The organism is Corynebacterium suicordis DSM 45110, assembly GCF_015351405.1.
In the GTDB taxonomy this organism is placed as follows: domain Bacteria; phylum Actinomycetota; class Actinomycetes; order Mycobacteriales; family Mycobacteriaceae; genus Corynebacterium; species Corynebacterium suicordis.
This window is the reverse complement of the sequence record NZ_JADKMY010000004.1, coordinates 14,978-41,771: the sequence shown is the minus strand read 5'-3', so window position 1 is coordinate 41,771 and position 26,794 is coordinate 14,978. Positions and strand designations below refer to the sequence as shown.

The following is a 26,794-nucleotide window of genomic DNA, read 5'->3' as shown; positions in this document are numbered from 1 at the left end:
GGGGCCAGCCACACCAACCAGGAGGAAGGAAGGCCGGTGGGGTGTGTGTTCTGCGGCGCACCAGTGCATGAGTCGCACTGTGCTTGCAGCCCCCAACCCCACCAGCCTGCTCGAACTGTTCGGCGAGATCCCTCGCCGGTGGCAAAGGCATCGCGGTATGTACCGCGATACTGTTCTACCGCTTGCGGTATTTAGGGTGAGTGCTGACGCACTCGCTGTGTTGTGCGCCCGCAGCCCGGCCGGGGGCCGGGCTCTCAAAGCGGGCTCGAGAAGGAATCATCCCGCGGCGTTCCGCCGCGTGCTGATACTGGTGCACACCCCGTGTACGGGGTGTGTTTTCTCGTTTTTCGACCCGAGAAGCCTTCGGCAATTGTACGTTCGCGCCGCTACGCGCAAGTCCTGCTCACCTGCGGTTCGCCGGATTCATCCCGAAAACTTTGTCCCACGCGCCCCACCTGTGGTGGGGCTTATTTCGTGGGAAAACTTGTTCTCCTTTCTCCGGTTCCAGGACTGGCACTTCGCGTCGCTCACTAATCGGCACTTCGTGCCTTCTCGGGCGAAAAACGAGGAGGTAAGGCAGGTGGCAGACGGGTCACCGATTCACAACCAAGTCCAAGGAGGACACCATGGCAACCGCCACTACGCAACAAGAGCAAGACATCAAAGAGTTCGAGAACTGGATGCAGACCACTCTTGGTTACACGATGGAATTTGCAGTCATCGACATCCGCCACGCCGTCGCAGACATCAGGCGTGAGGCACGCCCCATGATCGGAGAGCAGACCATTTCGCATCAGGCTGCCGAGGACATTTGGAAAGAGCTCGATGGCACACAAATGAGAACGATCGGAAACACGGCATTCTTCAACCCCAACGTATTTATCACGGCATGTGCGGTCACCACCGAGATCTAAATCGCTAACCACTCCATGGCCACGGCCTGGACGACGACCTAGAGGCAGGGCTAACACGCCCTGCCTCGTTGCCTTCTTGGGCAGGGATGAGGGAAAAGGGGGATCGACTCATCCACGATGGAAACTCCTCGGAAAGACTGCGCAATAAAAGGTTGTATCGGCAATGATCGGGGACACCCCAATACCCCAAAAACGTACCTATATACCCAGCTCACAAGGGCAATAACCTTTTACCAAATGTGCCGTTTAGCATTGTATTACATGCCTATTTGGTATATACTGGACTTAACGCCACAGAGAGGATCACCACCGTGTTCATCGTCTACTCCCGCCCTGGATGTCAAGCCTGCAAAACCACCGTCCGTGTCTTGGAAAAGAAGCACCTCCAGTTCGAGGTGCGAGACGTTGAAGAACGGCTGGAAGAGTTCCGAGCACAGGGACTTCAGCAACTACCCGTTGTCGTTTCTCCAACAGGGGAGACGTTTGCAGGATTCCGACCTGACCGACTCACTGCTTAACCACTGACCCTCCCCAACAGAAGGATCGCCATGACCGCCGAGCCCGCACACATTCTCCATTCATCCGACCAAGTCGATGAGTCTCAGGAGTACGCAGCGCGCTACGAGGCACGCCTTGACCCGGAAGCCTTGCTGCTCTGCGGCCTCATGTGGGTCGACTCTGCCCCCACGGGGGATGTGGCCACCGTCTTGAGCTACCTGCACGCCGAGGATTTCCGCAAGCCAGCACACGGCGAAATCTTCAAGCTAATGCGCGCCCAGATGAGTGAAGGCGGGCTGATCACCCCCGCCGCCCTCGCTGGACGCATGGCCGCCAATGCGATGAAACTTCCCTCTGACATCTACACCCCACTGCTCGTGGCAATTGCAGGGCTAGGAGCACTGCCAAGCCAGGTAGTGCATTATGCAGACCAGGTGCTCGCCGAGTCTTATCGCCGCAATTTCGACAGCATGGCCACCTATCTGACACAGGTGGCCCGTGAAGCGCCTGAAGGCGATCTGTTCTCCCTGATGGTCGAACAAGGAACCGCCCAACGCGCAGCATGGAAGCGTCGCTGCGGGCTGCTCACCGCCGTCCACCAGCCCGCACACAACGAAGAGGAGAGCACTGATGAGTAAACAGGGAACCAAAGTACAGCTCACGCTCGACACCGTGGCAGTGGCCCGCATGACCGCCGCACGACAAGGACTTGCCGCCACAATCGCCGAGATCACCCAATCAGCGTTCGTTGAAGCAGCGATCCATCACTACGCCAATCAACTTGCCGGGGAGATCAACAACGGCAAAGACTGGCTGACCGGAGATGTCTACAACAACCCAGAATCTCTTCGAGAGATTGATTGTGGAAAAAAGGCGGTTTACGCACCGATAGTGGACTGGGCGCGCATTGAATCCAAGCGCTTGCCTCCCAAGGTCGAGCTGCACCGACAACTCAATGGAGCACGCATATTGGTGGCCGAGATCCATCCCGATACGGCCGGAGGGAAGAAGAAAGCCACGGGCTATCAAAGAATGCTGAAATCCGCAGGATATGAGGTAGATCCTGACCGCGATGAGCACCAGGACGACGACGGGCAGATCCTTATTCCGATCCGTCCTCGCCAGGCGTAGAAACTGCCGATGCGCTCTCTAGGATGCGATAAATAGAGTCTCGAGACAGGCCGATCCGGCGCGCCACCTCGCGCTTGGGCATACCCGCAGCCACGGACTTGATCACCAACTGGTGACGCGCACGAGCAAACTGCGTTTGCTCAGCTTCGAGACGGGCACCACGGGTGGCCATCGCCTCTAGCTCGCGGTATAGATCCTCATCGCTCATGTGCGTCCATCACCTTCATGCAGGCAACCTTACCGGTCAAGCCCCTGATCGTTCGAGCTCCCATAATCCAGGGCACTGTTAACGCCGTAGTCATCCATGCTGACGGGCTCTCCCTGAGAGCCCAAAGCATCACCAACGGATTCGGCGCTGTAAGCATCATCACCGAATTGCATCGCTGCGCTGAGTTCGACATCCAGCCCATCAGCTTCAGGTTGGTGATCCAGTGAGTCGGCTTCCTCCTGCGGGGATGCAATCTCTCTATAGATCTCTTTGAGTGGTTCAGCTGTGAGTTGGAGCCCGTAAGGATCGAGAAATGTATCGGCTGAGGCCTGGTTCCACTGCTCATCACCGACGCGGGAGAAGTCTAATTCCACGCCATGCTCAGCGGCCAGATCGGCCATGAACACGCGAGATGCCCGCCCGTTTCCCTCTCGGAACGGGTGGGCAAAGTTCAGATCGGTGTGAATGGCCGCGAGCTGATCCACCGTTGCTGAATGATCCAGATCATTCCAGGGAGTGCGGTTGATCTTTCCCTGGAGCTGGCGCATATACATTCCCATGCTGGCCTCGTCACCAAATGAGTGGCCACCTTTGCTCATGTTCACATCGCGGAATTGCCCAGCCCAGTCGTAGATATTCCCTAGAAGTGATCCATGGATGAATTGGAGCTTTTCTTGCGCCGTGTCACCTTCAATCGGGATGTCCCCGGTGATAAAACGGCTGTAAATTTTACCGGTGATCTCGTATTCAATCTCAGCGAGAGCATCTTCATCACGCTCGTTGAACTTGTTCTGAAGAACATCTGTACCGGGATAGAAAAAACGATCCCACGCGGCATTTCCTGCCACGGGGGATCTACTTGCTGCGCGCGCGGCGAGCACGCACTCGATCGCAGATCGCCTGTGCTTCCTCAGACGTCATCTGGCCGCTCTCACGCGACTGGGCGATCTCAGCGACGTTCTCCTCAGTAGGTCGCCAGCCCTCGAGAACACCACTGTGCACGCCCTCCACGACGGCGCGTAGACGCTTTCCTTCTAGGCCGCGCAATGCGTTAGGGAACGCAGCTTTGTAGCCCTCAACACCACGCAAAGTGCTGTAGTCAACAACAGTCATAATCGGTTCCTCAATTCATCTTTAACGGCTTGTTTCTCTACCCTTATTCTACCGGAAAACCCTCCCTGAAACAAGCTAGAAAATAGGGTTTGGCCTGCGTTTTAACGCTTTTTATCCGAATATTTCGATAGCACCATTTCCCAGCCCGCGGTGACGTACTTCAACAATGAAGCGACAACAACGAGACTGATTCCGATGGCTGCGATTGGGTGCAACGGTGGTTTGGCTTCAGTACATGTAGAGATGTCAACGGCCGCGACATTCGTTGCCAACGCCTTACATTGAAAAACTGCGTCAGTAGCAACCGGGTCCAAGCTAGATATACCGAACAAGACGAAGGCGAGGACGCCCCCCGCTCCGGCTTCTACTAGTTTCAAATTCACATCTCGAGGAATTCCGTGTCGTCGCGCCAAAACGAAAACAAACATGAGAACCAGCAAAGGGATCACTGCCACGAGACCAATTACCCATTTGCCTACATGTGACGAAGAGATGGATTCATATTCCATGATACCGGTCAGAAAGAAAATTCCTGGAGGAAAACCTGCAAGGATGACGGCGAACCAGTCAACAATCTCGAGCCGTGGGCACTGGATTTCAAAATTACGCTGAGATGGGTTGGGCAGAAAAGGCACGCGACACTCCTAAAAGTATGTGAAAGACATGATGCCTATATCAGTAGCGCCAGAATAGATGATCGTCCTACTTTCCAGGTACCGCACAAACGACCAGTTGTGCGACACTTTGCAGACCATGCAGGGCGCGACCCGAACCGCAGGCCAAAGTGTCGCATAATCGTGTTGCAGAATGTATGCTTACTTTGAACCCGAATCAACGGGTTACGCAACAATCAGAGGGGAGTGGCCATGGCACTACTGGGCTATGCGCGCGTCTCCACCAAAGATCAAGACGCCTCACTTCAGATCGACGCCCTGGACAAGCACGGCTGCACGAGAATCTTCACTGACACCAAATCCGGTGTGCTTGCCGAGAGGCCAGAGCTGACCCGCCTGCTCGACTACGCCCGCGAGGGCGACACTCTCGTTGTCTGGAGGCTCGATCGGCTGGGCCGATCGATCAAACATCTCATCGAACAAGTCGAAGAGCTCAACACGCGCAAGATCGAGTTTCAGTCCTTGCAGGAGAACATCGATACCACGACCGCTGGCGGTCGATTGATCTTCCACTTGTTCTCCGCGCTGGCGGAATTTGAACACGATTTGATTGTCGAGCGCACTCAAGCTGGCCTGGAAGCAGCGCGAGCCCGCGGACGCAAAGGTGGTCGGAAGCCGAAACTCAGCCCCGCGCAGAGATCATTAGTTAAGGATCTCTACGTCGGCAGGAAACATACTGTCCAACAGATCGCAGACATGTTCGACGTCAACCGAGCCACTATCTATCGAACGATTCATCGCAGCAACCAACACAACACAGAAGGTTCATGAGCATGATCACACTCCTCACTCTCAGCCTGGCATTCGTTGCCATCCTCGGCATTGCGATCGCTGATCTTGCGCTACGCAACAAAGGGACAGCGCAGGAAAGTCTGCAACGAACAATGGTGGCGTATTGCATGATCGTGGTGCTTGGAGGTCTCATTGCCACCACCCAGGACGGGATACTGCAAATCCTCGGGATCGGTATCACGATTGTTGCTGGACTCATCTGGCTCAGAACCTTCAGAGCCCTCCGTGCACTAGCCGCAGCACACAGAGACAACCGTGACCGGCCGACAGGTGCAGTTGAGCGCCCCGACGATTACTGGCGCAACCGCGGATACTGATCACCACAACACACGGCACCACATAGGAGAAACCACCATGGAAATCATCATCGGACTCTGGATCTACAACCTCGTCGTCACCATCGCTGCCATCTGGTGGGGAACAAGAACCAACAGCGTCATGTGCGGATTGCTCACGTTCCTGTTCTTCCCGCTGATGATCTTCTTCATCTTTGCAAGCGTGGCCAACGTGGGATCAAAACAAGTCCGACGAGGACAGTACAACTTTAGTGACGGAACCTATTACCGCTAACACTCGAAAGACGGCCACCCGCACAAACTTGTGCGGGTGGCCGTCTTTCTTATGCCCTCAAATCTACTAAAACAATGTCGGTTCATCCAACGGATTACTCACTGGCCGAGCAGCCCCCAAGTAGTCTTCCTCATTCCATCCATCACGCACAGCGGCACGCACATCGATCGAGCGTTGATACCTCGTCCTCCACCCGGCATCAGCGCCACCTTTGGGGCCACGCAGCCGACGAGTCAGAGAAGCATAGCGAATATTCTCCGCACGAGTTGACGGAATCAGATGCTGATCGTCGACGCGCACACACAATGGTTCATTGCAACGATGCTCTGCCACCATCTCAGAGTCGGTGATGTCACAGCCACTGATCCATAGCGCGAACCGATGAGCAGAGATAGCCACGCTTTTTCCAACCTGACGAAAACTCACCCGTCCGTAGCCATCAGGGCTACTGATCGCGCCAGTAAAGATCCAGTGTCCATCGCCTGGATCTTTCACCACCTTGTTCCAAAATGACTCCACCGTCTGTGAGGGTGGAGCATCCGGCAACGCGCGCTTGGAAGATGTCACCGACAATCCTGCTTAGTAATTGTTGGACTGCTCAGAGGAATGATCAGCATCAGAAGATTCCTCGTCATCGCTAACACTCGACCCGTCGCTGTCGGCAGACTCGTCGTCCTGATCATCATCAACAGGTTCTGCTTTGAGGAAGGTGTTGAGATCCGCGCGGGACAGCTCGAACTCTTCCATCAGATCCTCACGGGACTGACCGAACTCCAGGAGCACGCCGAGCGCTTGGCCCGCGGCGTACTTGACGCGATCGACATCCATGATCGCCACCCAGGCATCTTCAGTTGCCTTGCGCTTGAGTCGTAGTTCTTGTTCGAGCCTCTTGCGATCTTCTTCTTGCTTTTTCCGTGCGCGCTTTTGCGCTTCCTGCCGCTGGTTTCGTGTTGCCATGCCAACACCTTACCGCAGATCGCTGATCGGACACGACGTGTCCTGACGCCAAAGAGCTGGACGCATCGCCAGTATCTGGCGAGACGTCCAGTCGAGTTGGTGGATACGACGAACTCCATTCGTCCCACCCACCAACTCGAAGAAGAGAAATGCGGCAACCTCACATCGTGAGTTCGCCTGAAAGACAATGCCAAGTTCACCTGTTCAACTCAACAGAAATTGAGCCAAAAAAGTTCCTCACACCATTGGCAGATAAATCTGACTTTTGGGGAAGGGTGTCTGATCTGCGCGTTTCGCGCTGGGTTATACGCGGGCGCGTTGGTGGCGTTACTATGAGAGCCATGATGTCCGCACACGTTCTTCACGCAGGCGAGGGTTACGCCTACTTGATGAACTCTGTGGCGACTGCGGACGAGGAGACCAGTGTCAAAACAGATCTGTTTGACTACTACGAGTCGCGCGGAACTCCCCCCGGACGGTGGTTCGGTTCAGGGATCGTCTCGCTCGGTGAGTGCAGCGTTGAAGAAGGTGGGGTTGTCACCGAGGAGCAGATGGCCACGCTCTACGGAGAAGGCCTGCACCCGGACGCCGATGCACTCCTGCAAGACGGAGCGACCCTGTCGGAGGTTCAGCTGGGGCGCGCATTCCCGCTTTACTCTGATGGTGATGAGTCTTTGAAGAAGATCCACCGCGCAGAGAAGACTAAGCGTGAGGAACTTGGTCGCCGTCTGACCACTCAGGAACGCAGTGATCTAGTCGTAGCGACCGTGAGCGACGATTACCGTGTTGAGACTGGGGAGAGCAATGCATGTCCCAAAGATGTCGTGGCCTGGGCGCGAGAGAAGCAGAACTCAGTTCGGCAGGCAACAAGCGGTTTTGACTTAACGTTCAGCCCAGTCAAGAGCGTGTCAATGCTGTGGGCATTAGGAAGCAATGAAGTACGCGAGGCTATTGAGCAGGCACACCATGACGCGGTGAACGAGACCCTACATTGGGTCGAAGATAATGCGCTCTACACCCGAGACAGCACCAGTGGTGTGGGAAAGCTGACCAAGACTTCCGGCATGATTGCCGCGCAGTTTGATCACTTTGAAACCCGCGCGGGTGATCCCGACCTACACACCCACGTAGCGGTGTCGAACAAAGTCTTTGATCCAGCGGCAGATCGGTGGAAGTCAATAGATTCCCGTAGCCTGCTGCGCAATGCAGTCACAGCGGGAAGTCGATACAACCTCGCCTTGATGGACAAGCTCACCGAGACTTTGGGCGTTCAGTTCACACCCCGAGGCATGGGCGAGGGAAAGATCCCCGTCTACGAGATCGACGGTGTACCCGACAGTCTTTCCTTGGCTGGATCAAAGCGACGTCAATCCATTACCGAGGCAACCCAGGCACTGGTGGATGACTACGTCACACGCCATGGGCGGAGCCCATCGAGCGCGCTGATGTACAAGCTCTCTCAGCAGGCCACGCTATCTACCCGCGAGGGTAAGGGAGAGGCCTCGTCATTGGCCGATCTTCGGGGCCGGTGGCGCGCTGAGTTCGCTGAGGTTGCCGGTGGCCAACAGGCACTGGATACCTTGATGAGTGACGCGACGAACCGTAGTTCAGAGTCCACGTTGTGGAAGTCCGAGCAGGTTTCGGATACCCGTCTGCAAGTGCCTGGATACGGCACACAAGAGCGCGGGATCATCCTGGCTACCATCGCAGCTGAAGCCGTGGAGCTTGCGGGCTCTCGTCGTACCAACTTCACCGACCGGCACCTGGACTCAGCGGTGAGCCAGACCTTACGCGGCTACCGTCCTGCTGCTGGCGAGAAGCTAATGGATCTGCACGCACAGGTGCTCAAACAGGCCAAGGATCACGCGATCAGCCTTACGCCTGCGGTCACTTGGCAACTGCCAGACAAGCTGTTGCAGGCCGGTGACCTTCCCATCGACCGCACGACGGACTTCCAGCGCTACACCTCCCCCGAGGTCATGCGGGAAGAAGCAGTTGTTGATCAATCGGCACGCACTCCAGTGGGCTTCACCGTGCCTGAGTCGGCGATAGCCGAGGCCATTGCCCGCTACGACGCCACCAACGACTTTGCGTTAAATGCGGGCCAGGCCGCAATGGTTCGCCACCTTGCGGCAACGGGCACGCAAACAGCGGTGGCTGTCGGCCCCGCAGGCTCCGGTAAAACCACGTCCATGGCCATCCTTGCTGATGTGTGGCGTCAGCAAGGACATAAGGTTGTGGCCTTGTCGGCCCAGAAGTCGGCCGCACGCACGCTGGGCTCTGAGATCGATGCTCCCGGCATGACGCTGGCCAGCCTGGTCTACCCGTGGCAGGGAAAGTACGACGGAGTAGAGCCTGGCGATGTGTCGAACCTTCCGGTGTCTTTGAACCCTGGCGACATGCTGCTTGTCGATGAGGCAGGCATGGCCACGACCGCAGATCTCGCAGCACTGACCGAGATCGCTAACGCAACGGGCGCTGTCATCCGCATGGTCGGTGACCCTCAACAGCTCGGCCCCGTGGGACGTGGCGGCATCTTCTCTCGACTGTGCGAAACGACCAACGCGGTCGAACTCGACACGGTTGTGCGTATGGGTGCCGACACCGAGCAAGCAGAGAACACCCTGGCGTTGCGCCAAGGCAAGACCGAAGCCCTTGATCTGTTCTACGAGCGTGGCTGGGTGCATTCCGGTGGGCGTGCCAATGTCATCAACCAGGCAGTGCGCGATCACTTGGGCGACCGTGCCCAAGGCAAGCACTCACTGATTATCGCCCCGACGAATCGTGACGTCGGAACGATTAACTCCTTGATCCAAAAGGCTCGCGTCGCCGCAGGCGACGTTGATCTTGACGGCCCAACGATCGCCCTGAAGGAGGCTACCGCCGGTGTGGGCGACACCCTGCTTGCTCGGCGTAACGCCAAGCTGCCCACCACTGATGGACGACCTGTCGAGATCGACAACTCCGAGCTGCTGCGCCTGGATCTCGTGCTACCCGACGGCTCCGCACTGACCCGACGAATGGACGCCAAGGGCAAGCTCGGCGAGTCGGTTCACATTCCGCAGTGGTACGTCCAAGCACACATGCAGCTGGGTTACGGCTGTACCGTGCACCGCTCTCAGGGAGCCACCGTGGAGATCACCCGCGGCATTGTCGACAAGTCGGTTTCTCGTCAGCTGGCTTATGTGGCCGTGACTCGTGGCAAGGAAGAGAATCACTTCTACCCCGTCACCGATGGCCGCGTGGAAACTGCCGTGGATGCCGAAGATCAGCATCAGCATATGGCTGGTGACACCCCGGCCGATGAAGGCCGGGCAGTGCTCGAGTCGATCCTGGTCCGCGATGATTCCCCTGTGGCGGCACACACGATCCGCGATCGCGCGGCAGCCGACGAGTTCTCCCTGGAACGCACCGAGCAGCTCTATGGCCACGCGGCCGCGATCCTTGCCCGTGAATACGGTGGCCACCGTATTGATCACCACCTGTCCTACCTGCCTGGCATTGTCGCTGCATCGATCGATGATGATGCACGCGAACGGCTGGCAGCGATCGCTGGCGATCTGGTCGCCACACGCACTGACCACGAGGCTGTGATTGCTGATGCCGTGGCCGCGGCCGACGGCACTGAGAAGGATGCCGCGGGGCTGATTGCCTATCGCCTGAAGGCAGCACTCCCGGATCGGGACGATCCTGCACGTCCAAACCGTTCTCTGCTGGCTCCACACTGGAATGGGCAGGACTCTGACCTGCGTATATTCGCTGACAGCGCGTTAGAGCGCCTGAGTGAGCACTCCACGGGTGTTGGTGACGGTTATACGCTCGTAGACGCTGATCTACGTGGCGTTGACCTCCGAGGACGGACGCTGACTGGCGTCACGCTCATCAATTGCCAGATCGACGGGATGGCTCTGGACGGGGCCACGCTTTCCGGTGTGCGGTTCATCGACTGCCACGGGGGCATCTCTGCCACCGGCGCACGACTGGGCACCGAGGCCCACTCGACTGAGACGGTCTTCCGCAACTGTGATCTCACGGGATCTGATTTCAGCACTGCACAGATGCAGCGCGTGCGATTCACCCGAGGAGATCTCGGACAGGCCACCTTTGATGGTGCCACGATTGTTCACACCAATATGCAGGCAACGGGCATCCACGGCCTCTCGGCCCAGGACGTGACCGTGGACGGCAACCTGTCTCTGGTCGATGTTGACCTGGGTGGTTCCGATCTGGCTGATCTGGTGGACTACTCCCCCACCCCAGATGTGGACGAATTGCGCGGCATCGCCGAGGAGGACTACCGCGAGGGGGCCCTGCACCTGGCCGGTCAGTTTGCCACCCATGAGCTGGCCACACGCCTGGAGGCTCTACCTGTGGCTTCTCACATCGATGATGCTGGAATGGGCCGAGTATCCACCTCCGCCACACTGGCGGCACTATCTGGTGTGGATTTCCGTGAGCACTGGCTGGAGCTTACTGGCGATATTGAGACCGTCTCCAATGTGCCAGCTACGCTGGCTCGCCGGATCGATGCGCTCGTTGTCGACCATGCGGCTGTGCCGCAGCTGCCTCCACGCTGGGCTGGTCAGGATGACCAGCTGCATGAGTGGGTGGCAGGACGTGGCGTCGACGCTGGGCTCATCACCCCACCAGCTGCCCAACCCGCAGCACGCTCTATCGAGGCGATCGCGGCCGAGTTGGCCACGCAGTACACCACCGCGTGGATGGATCAGATCATCGATCGCAGTGCAGAGTTGACCCCTGCTGACCAGCAGCAGATCATCGCCCAGGCCGCTGGCTATGTTACTCGTGGTTTGGATCTTGACGGCACTGCTCTGGTGGCTGTGGAGATGGCCACCAATACAGAGTTCGGTGTGGGTGAGACTCCTGTGGAGCGGCTATCGAACTGGCTTGATTCGTCAGCGTTCTATCTTGATGACGATGCCGAGCCGATCTGTTTACCACCATCAGAGGACGGCCAGGATACGGAGCTTCGCGCCGAACTGGAGCTGCGCCGGGAACAGCTCGACGAGGAGGAAGATGCCACCGAGACATCTTTCATGGATCTGTTTGACCAATCTTCGGCGCAGGATACCGACATCGATCGGGGCCACGATCGCGGATTCGATCTATAGTCTTCCGACCCATTGGCCCTACTTGGTCTCCTAGCAGCAGATCGATACTTAGGGCTTAGCTTTAATAATTGTGGGGAGAACCGCTTGGCCTGCGATGATCTGCGCGAAGTCAGCGTCCATGGCATGTAGAAGACGGACTGCGTAGCGATGCGTCATCCTGAGATCGTCAGTATTGAGCAGGGGACGAAGGTGTGCTGCCCGGTTTCTCATCCACCGCAACTCGTGCGCATAGCGATACACCGCTTCACGACGCACTCCACCGAACCCCGGTGATAATGCGCTATCCCAAATTGTGAGGCGATTATTGCCGTCTTCCGCATCCGGGCTAGGCAGAATGCTAGTCCACGATCCAAAATTCAGGCTAGCCACGAGATCATCATGCGTCGCTGGTATTCTCCGTCTCGATCTAGCATTCGGACGCGGAACATCGTGGTTCTGCAAAGCATTCTTCTCCCACCACCGGAAGTACAGTTCCCCCTGCCACCTGGGCCTCCAATTTGGCGGCACATCAGGGCGAACTACGTGACTCAAGGCAGTTGGTTTCGGGTTGACGATCCAATCGTCTCCTCCGCCGCTGCTTATATTCCAGCTGCGCAAATGTGTGTCGATCGTATCGCGGAGCAGCACTTCCACTAATCCGGTCAGCTCCGTCACCGCACTCGCAGCCTGAATGTTCCACAAGTAGAGCTGCGCGGCAGCGACCGTTCCATTCGTAGCCTGCTTGTAAGTCTGAAATCGAGTTATGGGGATGGCCTGTTCGATTTGTCTCGCGGCCGCGTAGGTCAACCTGGGCACTAGCATTTGCCTTTCTTTCGGATGTGGGTTAGGATTTCAATCATAAAGCGGGACAATACCCGCACTGACAGGACACCGGCGCTAAGGTTTTACACCTTAGGGCCGGTTCCTTTTTTGGCTGGCGATCGGCGCTTTTACACGTCTGATCACCAGCCTCTTTCACTGACGAGGATGCCCGATTAAATCTCAGCTCCTTGACCTGGCGATGGGGTCACGCTGGGCATCTCGTTGCTGGTGTCAGTTCCCAGCTCCATTGTCTTGTCCTGGGTTGAGGATTCTGCCCCTAGTGCTTCAGCGACATCACCACCTGCCACCGCACTCTGTCCAAAATCCGCCGCATCGATCAACTCCTGGTCAGCGCCATCTTCGACCAGGTCATTGACGAGATCTGCACTGGCGTCACTCTCCGAGTCCGCAATGGGGGATACTCCGAGCTCACTTGCCCGTCCATCAACGGCATCCACTACTTCATCAACGGCAGTGACAGTTCCTACTGCCGCGACCGCAGTAAATGCCGCATCCAGGGGTGACGTATCAACTTGGGTGGATTGTCTTGCTCGCGCATTTGCTGATTCAGCTTCCTGGCGAGCCTCGTGTGCCTCTGTTTGCGCGTTAATCGCGGCGTCTTGCGCGGCGATTGCTTCTTCGCGGGCTGCTGCGACATCGGCGGTCTGGGCAGGTGCCACTGGTCTACGTTCAGGGGTGTCTACAGGTTGGCGGAAGCCTGCTTCTTGCGGCCAGGTGTTTCCCATGGTGTTCCACTGTCCTTGGGTTTTGTTCATTTCCCGACGGCCAAGCTCGGCGGAGATCCGGCGAGCTTCAGTACTTATCTTCTCTCCCGCCATGCCTCGAGTGTTCACCGAGACCATGTATCCCGAAAGTTGCCCTGGTGTCATGCGGCGCAACTGGCGACGGCCAGGAACTTTTGTTCGTCGAGCGGCTGACCTTGCTGGGTTGGCACGAGTGCCCCGCCCCATGGCCGTGCGAGTGCGCAAGTCTCGCATCGTCTGTGCGCCGGAACGATGCACAGAGGCAAAGGCTTGTTCTAATTCTTGATCAAGCTGCTGTAGAGGATCCATGATTTACTCCTTGTCTTCGTCTGGCTCGGCCAGATTCTGGGTGAGGGGAACAACAGCCAGTGCTGAATCCGGGTTGTGTTTGGTGGTGCATCGAGTAAAAGGCCCACGGCTGCCCATCAGCATGTTCATGTGATAATCGCCAATAGTGCGCATCCAGACTTCCTCGCCGGTGGCGGGCATCTCGGCGCGCATGTTTTCCCACGTCACCCACATCAGGGTTAATCGCCGTAGGGCGGGCTTGTGCCGGTAGTACTGCTCACACCAACGCCACTCGTTGCTTGTCTGGGTGCCGTACAGATCCACGACGACCCGGTCAACGAACTCAAAGACATCACTAAAACGTGTCTGCACTGGCAACTCCAGCTCACGAGCCATCGCTGCACGAGCGTGCTTATCTGATAGTCGCTCGAGGCGGTGAGTTAGTTCATCACCATCGCTGTTGAAATGTGCAAATGCTGTCTTTGACGACGTGAATGTGGGTTCTTGAATCTTTTGTTGGAAAAGATTCCCCATCGTCTTTTCGATTGCTTTTTGGATCAACGTTGCCATCACTGGACTCCTTCTATTGCTCGGCTGCTGCAAGAGCAGCAGCATCGTGCTTGGCCTGTTCAATGAGCTTGCGTTGAGCTTCAATTTCCGGGCGGAACGTGCGCTCCCAGAATGGGATCGTCTCAACCAGCACCGGGCGGCGCTTTGGCGCGATAACCAGCATCATGTGCGGGTCCATATCGCGCAGCTCAGCAGCGGTCAGGATCGATTTATCGTCATGAGAGACCGACGCGGAGGTCTTATACGAATCGGACTCAGAGCTGTGGCTGACCTTCCGGGACTCGTACTCACCAATGAGCGTTTCGATCTCCTTGAGGTAGGCAGAGTCTTTGATACCGCCGCCGATCATCAGCGCAGCGTTGTCGCGGAGCACACCTGCCTTGTTTTCTCCCCAAATTTCTTTGGCCTGGCCATAGGACTGGAGGATCGAGGCGATGATGATTCCCTTGGAGCCAAAGTGTGAGTAGGCATCGGGCATACCCTGCCAGGTCACGGTGTTGGCAATCTCATCCAGCGGCATCACAAGCGGAGTCTTCAAGCGGCCACCTTGGCGGAATGCGGAGTATTCCGCTGCTTCGGTGACCCAGACAGTCAACAGGATCACCAGTAGTGAGGCAGAGCCCGCACGCCGCTTATCCGAGAGTAGGTACAGCGTCGGGCATTCTCCCCGGTCATGGGCCGCAACGAACTCATCGGGGCTGAACTTTGGCACCTCGTCGGATTGCGGATCAGTTACCCAGTTCTGGAACACCTTGGTGGCCAGTGGGGTGACCATGGACTTCATAGAGAAGAACACACCCGAGCGGGTGCGATCAACGAGGTTGTAGCTGCCGTTAGCCAGCATCGCCATGCTCGGCCAGTCGTGGCGCTTGAGAATGTCCACGATGGAGCGGTCGGATTCATCGTTAGCCCAGTCCAGCACGTCCGTAATAGGGCGATCTTCCACCGCTGCGGCCAGCAACATGCAGGCCAGCAGTTCAGCACCGCTATTGCGCCACATCGCATCATCGCCACCAGAGCCTACGGACACGCCTGCATCATCGGCGAACAGCCGCGCTAGATCGCCTGCCGCCGAGTCCCACTCATCAGCGGGGCGACGCCGAATGTAGTCCAGGGGATCAACCCAGAATGATGGCCGGGCATTGCCGCCGGTGTAGATCCGTTGTGGATCTCCCACCCAGCAGGTGCCGACGGCTTCGCGCAAGGCGATGGTGTCACCGATCAGATCGGGTTTGTTCGAGGTCGCCACGACTGCGCCTGGGGCATCGAGCATCATCGGGAACACGCGCCCGGTGGTTTTACCGTAGCGGGCGGGCCAGGTGTCCAGCATCAGGGTTTCGTAGTCCAGCCAGACTTCTTTGCCGGTCGACAGCTCTCGTCCCACCAGCAGGCCAGGGCCTGCCCAGTCAGGGAGATCCATCTTCAGGTGTTGCTGAGACTGTTCAACGGACTTCCGGCCCATCTTCTCGATCTGGGCACGGCTGGCCAGTGACTTTGTCGCGTGGCGTACCGATCCGCCGCGGGAGGTACGATCGCGGGACTTTCGTACCAGCCACATGATGACGCCAAAGATCAGCGCGAGAATAACCACGCTGATGATGGCTCCGAGCACACTGTAGTGCTGGGCCTTCGAAGGCTTGATCATGCCCATCAGGTGCACCAGTGGGTTCACGGAAACTCCCGGCCCGCTGATAGCTTGGCCTGCCCAAAAGATCAGCCACAACACGACGAGTACTCCGCCAAGGACATACGGGCCTGCCCAGTAGGGCATCCCTCCGTGATCACTGCGATTTCTCACACTTGTTGACATGGGCTTAGCCTTCCTCGTCGGACTCGGATTCAACCAGTGCCGCCAGCTCAGCCTCGGGCACGTCGCGCAGGTTGCGGAAGCCACCCATCTGAGCCATAAACAGTGCCTTATCCGCGTCTTGGTCAACGGTGATGCTCAGTGCCACGCCCTGGCGGGCACCAGCCACGCGCAAGCTGTCTTCATCCAAGTCTGGGCATGATGTCGTCAGCCACAGGGCGATATTGTCGATGCCCAGTGCTTTGCGCGCTGTCGCGGCCGCGTAGACGGCTTTGTCTGCGGCAGATTGTTCCGCAGAGACCAAGTCGCCTTCCTTGCGGATGCGCTCGAACTTGGAACTGAATCGCCCGAACCACAGGGCCGTGCCTTCGACATCGGTGATGGCGAAGCTGGCTTCATCATCTTTTTCCATTGCTGCGGACTCGAGCTGGATGAACGGCAAGCCTTCCGCGTTCATTTCCATTTCTTGTGCCTGTTCAAGCAGTTCTGCGTCGCGTCGTTCCTTCGTCTCTTCACGAAGCGCGTTGTAGTCAACGCTGATCTTGCGCAGTGATGCTTTGAACTTTCCGAAGTCGTTCTTGTTCCCGAGGCCGTTTTCTTCGGCAAAGTCGAACAGCTGGCGATGATTTGTCGCTGCTTTCAATTCGTCTTTGGCCTCAAAGACCATCTTGTCGATCTCTGCCCAGCGGTCTTTATCTGCCTTGCTCAAAGCCATGATGTTTTCCTTTATTCTTCCGTTGATGCGGGGTGGGGGGTTAGAAGTTCACGTGTCTGATCTGGTAGTTTTCTGCCTTCCACACCCCCTCCTCCTTGACCATGGAAACCGTGGCCACGCTCGACCGATACGGAGTCATGTCACCATCTGGGTGAATGACTTTTTGTTCCATATCGACCGTGACCTCAGCGGTTGTTGCATCCTCGGCCGCGGGCTCAGTACCTGGAGCGCGGGTGACAAATCCTTGCACGCGATCTCCCGAGCGAGCCCAGTCTTCCCACTGCTCGGGCCATGTCTTCTTGCTCATATCATCAGTGGGAGGATTCTGTGCAACACGCAACAACCGGCCGGAAAGCCGATCCTGCACGGTCGCATACTGGTCGTAGGGGCTCTCCTGTTCTGCGGGCCGCATCGACAGCAGCGCAGCCATGACTCCTTCAGCTGCCACAAAGACATCGTTTGATGCCGGATCTATCCGCTGGTCTGCATCAGATGCAGGAGCTGGAGGCTGTTCTGGTTCATTACTGGTCAACGATGCTGCGGCCCATGCCAAGCCGCCGAGCAATACAAACAACGCCACGACCGAGGCGATAATGATGGTTGAACGTTTCATTGCTGTGCTTTCCTTTTAGACTTTCGCTTCAAATTCTTTCGCTGAGGCCGGGATGACCTCGACGTAGTGTTGGGTTTCTGCAAAGGGTGGGACGCCACCGGCATTATCAACATTTCCGGGGCCAGCGTTGTACGCGGCAAGTGCGAGTTGGAGGGTCTCCCCTTTCCACTCACCGGAGGCTTTTTTTCGCTCCGCAGTGGCGATGTTGTCGCACATTAACCGCGCCATGGCCATCGTGGCGTCCGCTTCGGAGTTGATGTTTCCTTCACCGGCTGCGCCGGTTTTTCTGCCTTGGTCATCAACTTTGTATCCCCAGGTCTTCCAGGTTCCATCGATGAACTGAGCGGGGCCGTTCGCGCCTGCTGGAGAGCCGACATTCTTCTGGAATCCAGACTCTTGCTGAAGCTGCGCGGCCAACAAAGGAGCGCTGTATCCCTTGCATTCCCTGCCACCGATGCGAATCCACTTGATGAACTCGGGTGGAATATTTCCTTCTGCTAAAGCAACGTCAACTCCATCGGCGCTCCCCGTGGGGCAATCCGAGCTCCCTGAGGTTGCTCCGACTGTGGCATTTCCGCCTTCTGGCGCAGGCCCGTACTTTTGACCTGGCTTAGGCATCCCGTGACCTTCAGTGGTCACGTGCACGTGGTCAAAGTGGTTCTGCGTTGGCGATCCTCGATCGCCCATCGGATTTGGCGCGCCATCACTAGGGATATAAGTCTGCCGCCAGATCATATATTCGATGTGGAACGCATCCTTATTGGCGAACAGGTAATCCTTAATCGAATCTCCGAGCTTTTTACCTTCCGCCGATTCGGAATTAGGGATCATGATGTCGGCAGCCCGCCCAGATGGATGATCTGGGTAGGCGTCGTACTCTCGCCAGCCACCAATTGTCTGCACTTGAGGGAAACGCTGGGCTACAGAACGTGCCACACGGATCGTGTCCACCTGGAGGTGTTCCTCAGACAAGATTTTGTCGGAGTCTGGCAATTCACCACCTTGTGACGGTCGCGCACTGGGTAATGCTGGAGAAGCCGATTCAGAAGGCTTGTCTGACGGTTTCTTGTCCTGCTGACCGCCCCCGCTACGTGCCTTTTCCACCCACGGGCCAGGATCGATGCTGTGCCCTGCAAAGCGGCCACCGTCCCACACTTCAAAGTGCAGGTGAGCGCCTTGTACACCCGGTGGTTGAACCCCACCGTTGTAGCCCTCATCCGCGATGTACTGTCCTTTAGTGATCTTGTCACCCGTTTTTACCTTCAGGCCTTCATCAAACATGTGGCCATAGACAGTTGAGTAGTGCTTGCCATCGATTTCATGTCCGATAACAATCCAGTTGCCAAAGCCCGAAGCAGGCCCGGCTTGTTCGACTACGCCGTCTGCAAAGGCATAGATTTTGTCACCTAGTGGGCCTGCAAAGTCGATGCCTTCGTGGTCTGGTCGGCCATCCGAGCGGTACCCCGAGGTTTGCTTGCTTTTTGACTCAGCGATGGGTTCAGCAAAATCGCCATTGACTACCGGGGTTGCCCCTCCAGCATCAGTCGATCCTGGAGCCTGGCATTGCTGTGGTTCTTCGACCCCCGCAAAAAACGTCACCAGAATCGTGACGAGCAAAATGATCACTGCGATCAGCGCTGCCACGATTTTCCCCATGCTGGAGCTGTTTTTCATCGCCTACTCCACCGCTACCGAGAAAGTCTCAAAGTCCGGGAATGCATCTGAGTCGTCATCCAGTGAATTGAGTAAGGCTGCATCGTCGTAACGCTTATCGGTGTTGTGCACGCCGCTGGACATTTCAACCGGGGTACGCACCAGCTGGAAAGCAATATCCGCGCCGCGCTCATTGACCTTCATCACGAATTTTCCTGTGCCTGGAGGTGGTGGTGGCTTTTCGCCAGGGCGTACCGCTTCACCTGCTACAGCCGGTGGTGCCGACCAATTCACCAGCATGTTCTGCGCCGTTTCAGAAAACTCCACGACATCACGGAGCCGGTTGAGCTCTTTTTGAGGCAATGGCCCAAAGAACTTCACACGAGAACGCTCGATGAGGCCATCGGCCTCATTTTGTGACTGCTTGGAATCAAACGCTGTCAGGTCAGCCATTGAGTGAGTAATCATCACCAGTTCCGTTGCCGTTTGGCGATTCAAACGGGATAGCTGGTTGACCTTGGAAATCATTGAAGAGTGTGACTGCAACACCTGCCAGAGCTCATCCATGATGATCTGGAAGGTGCGCTTGCGCTCCAAACCCATATCTGCCAGGTGGTGGGCAGCTTCCACCGCGCCGAATCCTTCTCCCCAGCACGCCAAAAGCACCGCGCCACGCAGTGGGGACGCATCAGAGTGGGGAATGTTGGAGACATCCACGTCGATGGCCGCGGCATCCAATTCCAAGCGAGTGGTCGTCTGACCATTGAAAATCTCACCAAATTCACCACGAATCAGTGCGCGCAAAGAACGCACCAATGGCTTGATGTCCTGGCGGTACTCCTCTTCTGCGCGCAAGCGATCCTCGGGGCGCACATCATCTCCATCACGGGGATCAATACCGGCATCCAACATCATCTCGGAACTAGGTAGCCGAATTAGCTCGTATAGATCCTCCAGCAATGGTGGGCGATCGTGAGTACAACCGATCACGTCATACAGCCTGCTAATAGCCGAGGAAATCATCGTCTCCTCAAACTCATTAATCGATGAGCGACGCACCAGCTGAACAAGCGAGGCAACCATCATTGTCTGACGGGAGCGCAGCTCTTCTTTCACCTTGCGAGCACGGGTGTTGACCTCACGAATCCAATCCGATCGCTCATCGGCATCCATCTGACGCCACCGCAGAGCAAATGCTGGCATTAATAGACCATCAATCTCCCGCTGGGAGATCTCGTCACGTAGTTGCTCAGCTTTCTCCAGTGTTTTTGCCAACGCGGAAATACGGTCACCAGCTACGCCCAGCAAACCCACATCCAACGGGTTCAAGCTGCCCAGCCCATGGCCCAGCTCAATAACCTGACCCATCGGATTGCCTTGAGCATCTGTCATCGCCTCGACCTGATCCCGGAAATCAGGTTTGCAATCCCCCAGCACCAGTGAGGTACGCCCCTGGGCCACCGCGCCGCTTTGCAACCGGCGACCCAGCGTTGATTTTCCGAAACCGTTCAGCGCAATAATCATCACGATAGGAGCCGTGATTCCACCACCGCGCAGCTTATAACCGGTGGCATCAAACTGCACCGGCTCCCCCGTCATCAGGTTGTAACCAATCGGCGGGCCAATAGGTGGTGACCCAGCACCGACCGACCACGGGTAGAACCCCGCAACAACGTCCGTAGTGCCGCGTGATTCAGGCATCGCGCCGACCGAGAAGTCCGGGCCGCCGAGCTCGCCCATCATGCCACGAGCGGTCATGGTGTGCGATTTACGCCAGCTATCAGTGGTGTCGCCGGATGCATCTCCGAATTTGATCCGACGCAGATTAGCGTCGCGGATAATCAGCTGCCTGGCCCAGGCTGCTGACGGGCCAGATCCTTGCGCTTTCTCCTTAAGCTCTTCCAGACGCCACTCCGCATAGACACCCTCAGCGGTATAGCCCTTCTTGGGGGCCTTGGTCTTCGACCCTTTTGCTCCTTTTGTCATTGTTGCCACCTCCCCTAACCCTGCACCAGCGCTGCTGCGGACAAGTGCTCAGGGATGTTGATTCCCAGCCCCAATGCCGCGGCGAAACTAATCTGCTGGGAGCAGTAGCGGCGTCGCAATTGAATCCGCGAACGCTGTGACAAGCTCTTGAGCACTGCTTCAGCGTTGGGCATTTTATCCACGGTCATATTTCCTGATCCATCCAGATCCTGCGCAGGCTCAGTGACGGTGACGAGCAAGCCAAAGCGCGTCAGACCGTGACCCAGGGCTTCTGCCTGGCGAGCCTGTTCAGCGGATGCTTCATCCTGCTCCGAACGTGCCTTGGCAAAACCTCGTCGTTGCCGTTCCTGCTTGGTGCGCTCGCGCTTATTTGTCGCATCGGAGTCCACAATCTTTGCTGCTTCAGCGGCTGTATGAGGTCGGTAACACACGGCAACGCGCTTGGTCGAAATATCGCCATCCTTCATCAGCAACCCACGTAGCACGCGGTGAGGGACGTAACCGCGAGGGGGAACAACCATCTCCCAGGTCGAGGAGACTGACCCGTCATGCTTGTAGTAGTTCGGGGTCTGTTCAGCTTGTGAGGGGCCTGCATCGGCCCACTCAATCTCATGGCCACGGCCAGTTGCTGACAGGGCTTCAATCTCAGGGTGCAGTGAGGAGCTGTAAGCCCGCTTAGCCACGGTCACCAGATCATCGACACCGAGCGGGCGGGTATTCTGACCTGCTGCTTCGATCTGTGACTGCAACAGTGGCATACGAATACCCAGATCCTTTGCCTGAATGGTCTTGTCACGACGCTTTTCCGTGGTTGTTGCCTTAAATGTGATTGACAAGCGAGCCTCAAGATCAATGCGCTGGGCTGAGTGCATCTCTGCTGCCTCAACCATCACCTGCTGGGTAAACACTGGAGCATCCGACTTCGTGATCGAACGGACTTCCTGACGAACTTTCATGCCCGTCGACGGGAACGTCTCGACCACAGCGGTAGCGGCGACAACGTCACCTTCCGCGCCTAAGTTGGACAAGAATGCGCCCCACTGATCCACCCAGGAATCCATTACGTCAGAGTCCACGAGCTGGTCACCTTGTGGCCAAATGCCGAAGACCACTGTGTACTCACTGCGCTGCGGATCATGCAGCATCGCAAACGGCTGATTACCACTGGTGCGGTGCTCTGTGACCTCCAGGCGACCCAGCACACCGGGCAGTGCGTAACGGCCACCAGGAACACGGGAAAACGGGCCGGACAGATACTTCGACAGCCCCTTCTTCTTTGCTCGGTTAAATTCCATCCTCAGACCAATCCATTCACTTACTGGGCGTCCCTGGGGCTTGAGCACCAAAAACACGCCGCCGATAATTCCTGCTAATGCGATCGGGCCAGCAACAAGCCAACCCGCCGTGAAACCGAGAATCAGCACGACAATGACCAACACGAAACATGCGATCGTCACCGGTGTGGTCAGACCAAAAAGTCCTTCCGAGCGCGGAGTTGTCCATCCGCCGTACATTCTCAAATGCTTTTTCTCTGCCATGACTCTCTCTACCTATGTAACCCTGACTTACATGTCTGCCATCATACATGTAAGGGGGGTTACATATTTCATGAAGAAACCGCCAGGGTTAACTGGCGGCTTCACTGTTCACTAGACCCCGATATTCACAGCGCGGCTTAACGCAAAACGCCTGATGGTGGCTGTGGTGTCATTGCCTTCAGCTTCAAAATCGGAGCAGACCCGCCACCGATCACTGCCGATGCAGGGGTACGGCGACGATGCGCCCCACCCGTGCTGGCACTTGATGCACCTCCAGCAGCTCGTGGAGACGAGCTACCAGCGGCCACAGGCTTGCTGGATTCAGTGCTCTTGGAGCCACCGCCAGACCCCGCTCCTCCTGCGGCTGCACCACCGGCAGCCCCGGCGATTTCACCGCCGCCAGAAGGTGGAGGAGGAGACCCAGCATCGATAGCTCCACCGGGATCTCCCCCGCTGTCACCGCTACTACCACCAGGCACACTCACTCCAGCTGAGGAATCTGCCTCAGCAGAACGCGCTGAAGGAGCTCCGCCTGCCACAGCTGCGCTAGGAGACGATTCGGGAGAACCAGTCCCACCGCCACCAGATTTCGGACTTGGGCCAGACTCACCGCCACCACCAAATCCAGCTCCTCCACCGCCGCCTCCACCGCCGCCGGAGCCACCAAACCCACCAACAGCAGGGGAACCCTTACCCGTCGACTGACCCGCAGGGCCCGCAGGCTGAGAGCCCGCTAAAGCACGAGACGTGCCACCGGACGCGGCCATCATTGCACCACCTGCGGCAAGACCCATCGCACCGCCAGCGATCTTCATACCTGAAGGGCCAGCCAACGACCCGGTACCTGGAGGACTGAGCAAACTCAGCAGCATCGGCATCGCAAAGACAGGCAACATGAACAGCAGCAGAGCAACGATCACGGATAACGTGTCGTCCTCCTTGATTTCCTTAATCGCCAAGAAAGGAATCGCATATAAGATCGCTGCGACCAGCTTGTATAACAGCAGCGCGATCGTCATGCTCTTGAGCTTTTCCCACATCTCCTTGCCCATCGGCAACCCGCCACCGGCGGCCACCATCGGGGCAAACAACGTCATGAAGATCAACAACCCCTGGCGCACGAAAAGCAACAGCATTTGAATCGCCGAGGTGATAATCACGAGAATGCCGAAAATCAAGACAATGCCCATCGTTCCGCCACTAGACAACGTTGCGGCAGAAGCAAATGCTTCCTTCATCGTCCAACCATCAGAAAAGCTATCCTGCAACAGCCCCTTCACTGACTCTGATGCTTGTTTCGATGTCTCCTCAAAGATCCACTTCGACAATCCATCAATCACCCGCGTGACGCCAATGATCAACGCCGCCCACACCGTGACCGCAAAAAGACTGCGTCCCAGCGTCATGCCAGCATCCTCAGCATGGTCACTAAATTCTCTGCCCTTGCTCATCATGAACCGAGCAGCGATCGCCAGGATCGACATCACTGCAACAATCAACTGCAAATAGCCCAGATAGCCATTTAGCTCACCGATTAGACCCTGATCCTTATCACCCGCGGTACCATCTCCCAGGCTCAACACCATCGAGCTCGGGGTAGTGATGAACAGACCCAGCATCCACTGCACCATCTTCAAGGCAGATTCACCGATCGAGGCAACAATCTTGCCGAACTGTCCCTCCACAAGATCGGAGGCCTTTTCAGAAACTTTGTCTCCTACCGCGTCGCGCACAGGCGCAGAAATTGCTCCACCAGGAACAATTGAGTTCACGACATTTGCACCGCAACTAAGCGAAATCTCTCCCTTCGCCAGACACTGCGCAGCATCCGCTAGGGGAATACCCGTCTTCCCTCCTGACGGTTCAGAGTCTCCGGCATCAGCCTTCCCCTCTTCGGTGGCAGCAGGAGGTTGTTGGGCCTCAGGGGCTGCATCCTGGGCATTCGCAGGAGCAGCCAAAGCGATAACCATAAGCGCAGAAGCAATGGTCAAAAAAATACGCACCGCTATCAACTTTATTCTTGAATCCATGACCATCCCTCCTTTGGAAACTCATCCGTTTCCGCCACGGACGGTTGGGAATCGAAGCTCATTTTCCACAATCCGCCCACCCAAACGAGATCGCGAGACGTTGAAATAAAACCCGGTGTGCCATCCTCTTTAGTGCCTCGAGAATAGACAGAAACACGCGCGTAGTCTGGTCGAATCATTTCAACCTTTGCGCCCTCAGAAGCTGGGTAGTGGCCAGCTTTATGCGCTGTCTGTATGTCCTTACTTTGTGCAACGAAGTCCGCATTTTTCTTTGCTTCATTCCGCATCTCATCAGTAGTCCCGACAGAGACTTTTTCCAGAAACTCTGGATAGACGGAAGATAACGCGGCACCTGTGTATGCCTCCGCTGCCAAAGCCGCTCCGGCCGCAGATTGCGTGTAACCAGTTGGAACCATTCCATCAAATCCGGTTGGCCCGTCTGACTCCGAAAACGGAATAGGGGCTGCGCCTGTGAAGTCGACCATCTGGAAAACAACGCCTTCAGGTTTAGAGTTCTTCGCTTCTTCCGAACCTGGTTCATATGAACGGGTTTCCGTCGAAAGGATCTGACCCTTCGACTCGCTCGCCTTTGGTTGGAATATGAGGATGCCGTTTGGGTCAGCTGCACGCGCCTGCCACTCGAACCGCTCTTCCACCGAGCGATCATCCTCGGCAGCGGCTACCTGTTCCGACCCTGCGTTTTCTTCATCATCACTACCGCACGCAGCGAGCGCACCGCCCGCGAACACCGCGGACAGAAACACACCGCCAATTCGACGCATTGTCTTATTCATCACTTGGCCTCCAATGGCACCATGTCGTCAGGGAAATTTTCAACAGCTTTGACCGACCCGCCAGCATTACCGTCATCCGGTAAGTGGATTTTCCAATCCCCGCCGGTGAAATCCATCTGATACTCATTCGAGGCCTTCGAACCATCGGTGTACGACGTGAACACCGTCACTGCCGCGTGCTCGTCGGAATAGTCGCTGAACTTGTACCCATTAAATGCCGTGGGCAGCAACGTTTTATCAACGTCCTTGCTCACGATTGATATGCGAGCCTGGGTGAACACGTCACGTCCCGCAGTAGGTGCAAACGCTGCCGAAGCAGCGTCTTCCCAGTGCTTATCGTCAGCCAATATTGGCCGAATTGAGCCGTTAACTGCTGCCAGCGCTGCACCCTGCGGGGAATGTTCCCAGCCGGAAGCGTTGCTGTACGTACCGACATCACGTGGGCCATGCACAGATGAGACGGGCAGGCTCACGCCCTTTACCTTGCTCCAGGACAGCTTCTGTGGCGGAGCCGACAGATCCGGGCCTTGTGTCCCGGTTGCCTCATCCCCGTTTCCGCATGACGTCAATAGCAGCGCGCTTGCCACTAGGCATGCACTTGCTGTGACGTGGCGGTGATACGTCCGAGTACCCACGTGATTCTCCTTAGTCATTGTTTTTTAACCGCCGACCATAAACACGGCCCAGGCCCCTGCTGTGCCAGCCAGGATTCCGCCGACGATCAGAGAAATGATCTGCACCATGGGCTCGCTTTCGTCAGGTGTGCCCTGCCAGCGGTGCCAGCCGAGCTTGCCGCCGATCCACATCAAACGCCCCACGGCAATGACCATCAGGAGCCAAAGGAACCAGCCAAGGTATGTCGAGACATTGCCGGTTACTTCCGCAGGCGGGGTCTTATAGTTGGCGGCCATGATCATCAAGGCGTTTGTCATAGGATCAGCCGCCGATAGCGAACTGCATCAACGTTCCGGCAATAGAAATGATCACGCCGCCGACGATGGCAGCAATGACTTTCTTTGGAGCTTGCGCTTCACCGTGGCTCATGTATTTTTCCCAGCCGAACATGCCGCCAGCCACGATGATGGCGGCAACGCCGCCGACCATGGCCAGCCAGCTGATGATGTTGAGCAGTTCCAGGAAACGGTCGCCGCCAGGAGGAGGTGTGGGGTTCACGTCGATTTCTTGAGCCAAGATGCTTACACGAGCACCGAGAGCCTGGCCGTGAGTAGAAATTGTGTTGAACATG

The 26,794-nt window shown here is 56.9% G+C and carries 27 protein-coding genes; 8 read left to right on the top strand and 19 right to left on the bottom strand.

Annotation, left to right across the window (positions count from 1 at the left end):
* Positions 1–626 precede the first annotated feature (626 nt).
* The 4 genes from IRY30_RS10010 (at position 627) to IRY30_RS09995 (ending at position 2,543) form a co-directional block, all read left to right on the top strand.
* Positions 627–914: a hypothetical protein gene (locus tag IRY30_RS10010; RefSeq protein WP_194557309.1), complete on the top strand. Its 288-nt coding sequence runs from the start codon at positions 627–629 to the stop codon at positions 912–914.
* Between the two features lie 239 nt (positions 915–1,153).
* On the top strand, positions 1,154–1,432 hold the full coding sequence (locus tag IRY30_RS10490) for a glutaredoxin domain-containing protein (RefSeq protein ID WP_410374642.1): 279 nt from the start codon (positions 1,154–1,156) through the stop codon (positions 1,430–1,432).
* 30 nt (positions 1,433–1,462) lie between these two features.
* Entirely contained in the window at positions 1,463–2,050 is a 588-nt protein-coding gene (locus IRY30_RS10000) for a DnaB-like helicase N-terminal domain-containing protein (RefSeq protein ID WP_194557308.1), read from the top strand.
* Entirely contained in the window at positions 2,043–2,543 is a 501-nt protein-coding gene (locus IRY30_RS09995) for a hypothetical protein (RefSeq protein WP_194557307.1), read from the top strand. Before IRY30_RS10000 ends, IRY30_RS09995 begins: the two co-directional genes overlap by 8 nt.
* Here IRY30_RS09995 and IRY30_RS09990 read toward each other — a convergent pair.
* The 4 genes from IRY30_RS09990 to IRY30_RS09975 form a co-directional block, all read right to left on the bottom strand.
* Positions 2,515–2,751 carry a helix-turn-helix domain-containing protein gene (locus tag IRY30_RS09990; protein ID WP_194557306.1) on the bottom strand — a complete coding sequence of 79 codons (237 nt, stop codon included), beginning with the start codon at positions 2,749–2,751 and terminating at the stop codon, positions 2,515–2,517. The two genes, IRY30_RS09995 and IRY30_RS09990, sit on opposite strands and share 29 nt — an antisense overlap.
* 29 nt (positions 2,752–2,780) lie before the next feature.
* Positions 2,781–3,599 (bottom strand): Fic/DOC family protein, encoded by an 819-nt coding sequence (locus IRY30_RS09985; RefSeq protein WP_194557305.1) that lies wholly within the window; start codon positions 3,597–3,599, stop codon positions 2,781–2,783.
* 7 nt (positions 3,600–3,606) lie between these two features.
* A complete protein-coding gene (locus IRY30_RS09980; RefSeq protein WP_194557304.1) occupies positions 3,607–3,864 on the bottom strand; it encodes a hypothetical protein in 258 nt (85 codons plus the stop codon).
* Positions 3,865–3,965: 101 nt separating this feature from the next.
* On the bottom strand, positions 3,966–4,499 hold the full coding sequence (locus IRY30_RS09975) for a hypothetical protein (protein WP_194557303.1): 534 nt from the start codon (positions 4,497–4,499) through the stop codon (positions 3,966–3,968).
* Positions 4,500–4,730: 231 nt separating this feature from the next.
* Here IRY30_RS09975 and IRY30_RS09970 point away from each other — a divergent pair, with 231 nt between their 5' ends.
* The 3 genes from IRY30_RS09970 to IRY30_RS09960 are packed head-to-tail and all read left to right on the top strand — an operon-like array spanning position 4,731 to position 5,900.
* Positions 4,731–5,309: a recombinase family protein gene (locus IRY30_RS09970; protein WP_194557302.1), complete on the top strand. Its 579-nt coding sequence runs from the start codon at positions 4,731–4,733 to the stop codon at positions 5,307–5,309.
* Between the two features lie 2 nt (positions 5,310–5,311).
* On the top strand, positions 5,312–5,647 hold the full coding sequence (locus IRY30_RS09965) for a hypothetical protein (protein WP_194557301.1): 336 nt from the start codon (positions 5,312–5,314) through the stop codon (positions 5,645–5,647).
* A gap of 37 nt (positions 5,648–5,684) precedes the next feature.
* Positions 5,685–5,900 (top strand): hypothetical protein, encoded by a 216-nt coding sequence (locus IRY30_RS09960; protein WP_194557300.1) that lies wholly within the window; start codon positions 5,685–5,687, stop codon positions 5,898–5,900.
* A 66-nt stretch (positions 5,901–5,966) separates the two neighbouring features.
* Here the strand turns inward: IRY30_RS09960 and IRY30_RS09955 are convergent, their stop codons facing one another.
* Entirely contained in the window at positions 5,967–6,467 is a 501-nt protein-coding gene (locus IRY30_RS09955) for a hypothetical protein (protein ID WP_194557299.1), read from the bottom strand.
* A gap of 12 nt (positions 6,468–6,479) precedes the next feature.
* Complete coding sequence (locus tag IRY30_RS09950; protein ID WP_194557298.1) at positions 6,480–6,857, bottom strand: hypothetical protein; 378 nt, start codon at positions 6,855–6,857, stop codon at positions 6,480–6,482.
* Between the two features lie 341 nt (positions 6,858–7,198).
* Between IRY30_RS09950 and mobF the strand changes: the two genes are divergently transcribed.
* A complete protein-coding gene (gene mobF / locus IRY30_RS09945) occupies positions 7,199–11,989 on the top strand; it encodes a MobF family relaxase (RefSeq protein ID WP_194557297.1) in 4,791 nt (1,596 codons plus the stop codon).
* Between the two features lie 974 nt (positions 11,990–12,963).
* On the opposite strand, the gene IRY30_RS09940 is transcribed toward mobF, so the two are convergent.
* The 13 genes from IRY30_RS09940 to IRY30_RS09880 form a co-directional block, all read right to left on the bottom strand.
* On the bottom strand, positions 12,964–13,863 hold the full coding sequence (locus tag IRY30_RS09940) for a hypothetical protein (RefSeq protein ID WP_194557296.1): 900 nt from the start codon (positions 13,861–13,863) through the stop codon (positions 12,964–12,966).
* A gap of 3 nt (positions 13,864–13,866) precedes the next feature.
* A complete protein-coding gene (locus tag IRY30_RS09935; protein ID WP_194557295.1) occupies positions 13,867–14,412 on the bottom strand; it encodes a DUF4913 domain-containing protein in 546 nt (181 codons plus the stop codon).
* 13 nt (positions 14,413–14,425) lie between these two features.
* Positions 14,426–16,222, bottom strand: a complete 1,797-nt coding sequence (locus tag IRY30_RS09930; protein ID WP_194557294.1) for a type IV secretory system conjugative DNA transfer family protein — start codon at positions 16,220–16,222, stop codon at positions 14,426–14,428.
* Positions 16,223–16,226: 4 nt separating this feature from the next.
* The gene (locus IRY30_RS09925) at positions 16,227–16,934 is read right to left on the bottom strand and encodes a hypothetical protein (protein ID WP_194557293.1); all 708 of its coding nucleotides are present in this window, start codon (positions 16,932–16,934) and stop codon (positions 16,227–16,229) included.
* Positions 16,935–16,974: 40 nt separating this feature from the next.
* The gene (locus IRY30_RS09920) at positions 16,975–17,547 is read right to left on the bottom strand and encodes a hypothetical protein (protein WP_194557292.1); all 573 of its coding nucleotides are present in this window, start codon (positions 17,545–17,547) and stop codon (positions 16,975–16,977) included.
* Positions 17,548–17,562: 15 nt separating this feature from the next.
* Entirely contained in the window at positions 17,563–19,221 is a 1,659-nt protein-coding gene (locus IRY30_RS10445; protein WP_194557291.1) for a peptidoglycan DD-metalloendopeptidase family protein, read from the bottom strand.
* Between the two features lie 3 nt (positions 19,222–19,224).
* Complete coding sequence (locus IRY30_RS09910) at positions 19,225–21,186, bottom strand: hypothetical protein (protein ID WP_194557290.1); 1,962 nt, start codon at positions 21,184–21,186, stop codon at positions 19,225–19,227.
* Between the two features lie 14 nt (positions 21,187–21,200).
* On the bottom strand, positions 21,201–22,724 hold the full coding sequence (locus IRY30_RS09905; protein ID WP_194557289.1) for an SCO6880 family protein: 1,524 nt from the start codon (positions 22,722–22,724) through the stop codon (positions 21,201–21,203).
* 137 nt (positions 22,725–22,861) lie between these two features.
* Positions 22,862–24,760 (bottom strand): hypothetical protein, encoded by a 1,899-nt coding sequence (locus tag IRY30_RS10395; protein WP_194557288.1) that lies wholly within the window; start codon positions 24,758–24,760, stop codon positions 22,862–22,864.
* Positions 24,739–25,548 (bottom strand): hypothetical protein, encoded by an 810-nt coding sequence (locus IRY30_RS09895; protein ID WP_194557287.1) that lies wholly within the window; start codon positions 25,546–25,548, stop codon positions 24,739–24,741. The genes IRY30_RS10395 and IRY30_RS09895 overlap by 22 nt, the downstream gene beginning before the upstream one ends.
* Complete coding sequence (locus IRY30_RS09890; RefSeq protein WP_194557286.1) at positions 25,548–26,021, bottom strand: hypothetical protein; 474 nt, start codon at positions 26,019–26,021, stop codon at positions 25,548–25,550. The genes IRY30_RS09895 and IRY30_RS09890 overlap by 1 nt, the downstream gene beginning before the upstream one ends.
* A 186-nt stretch (positions 26,022–26,207) precedes the next feature.
* A complete protein-coding gene (locus IRY30_RS09885) occupies positions 26,208–26,480 on the bottom strand; it encodes a hypothetical protein (RefSeq protein ID WP_194557285.1) in 273 nt (90 codons plus the stop codon).
* Positions 26,481–26,484: 4 nt separating this feature from the next.
* Positions 26,485–26,793, bottom strand: a complete 309-nt coding sequence (locus IRY30_RS09880; protein ID WP_194557284.1) for a hypothetical protein — start codon at positions 26,791–26,793, stop codon at positions 26,485–26,487.
* Position 26,794 lies beyond the last annotated feature (1 nt).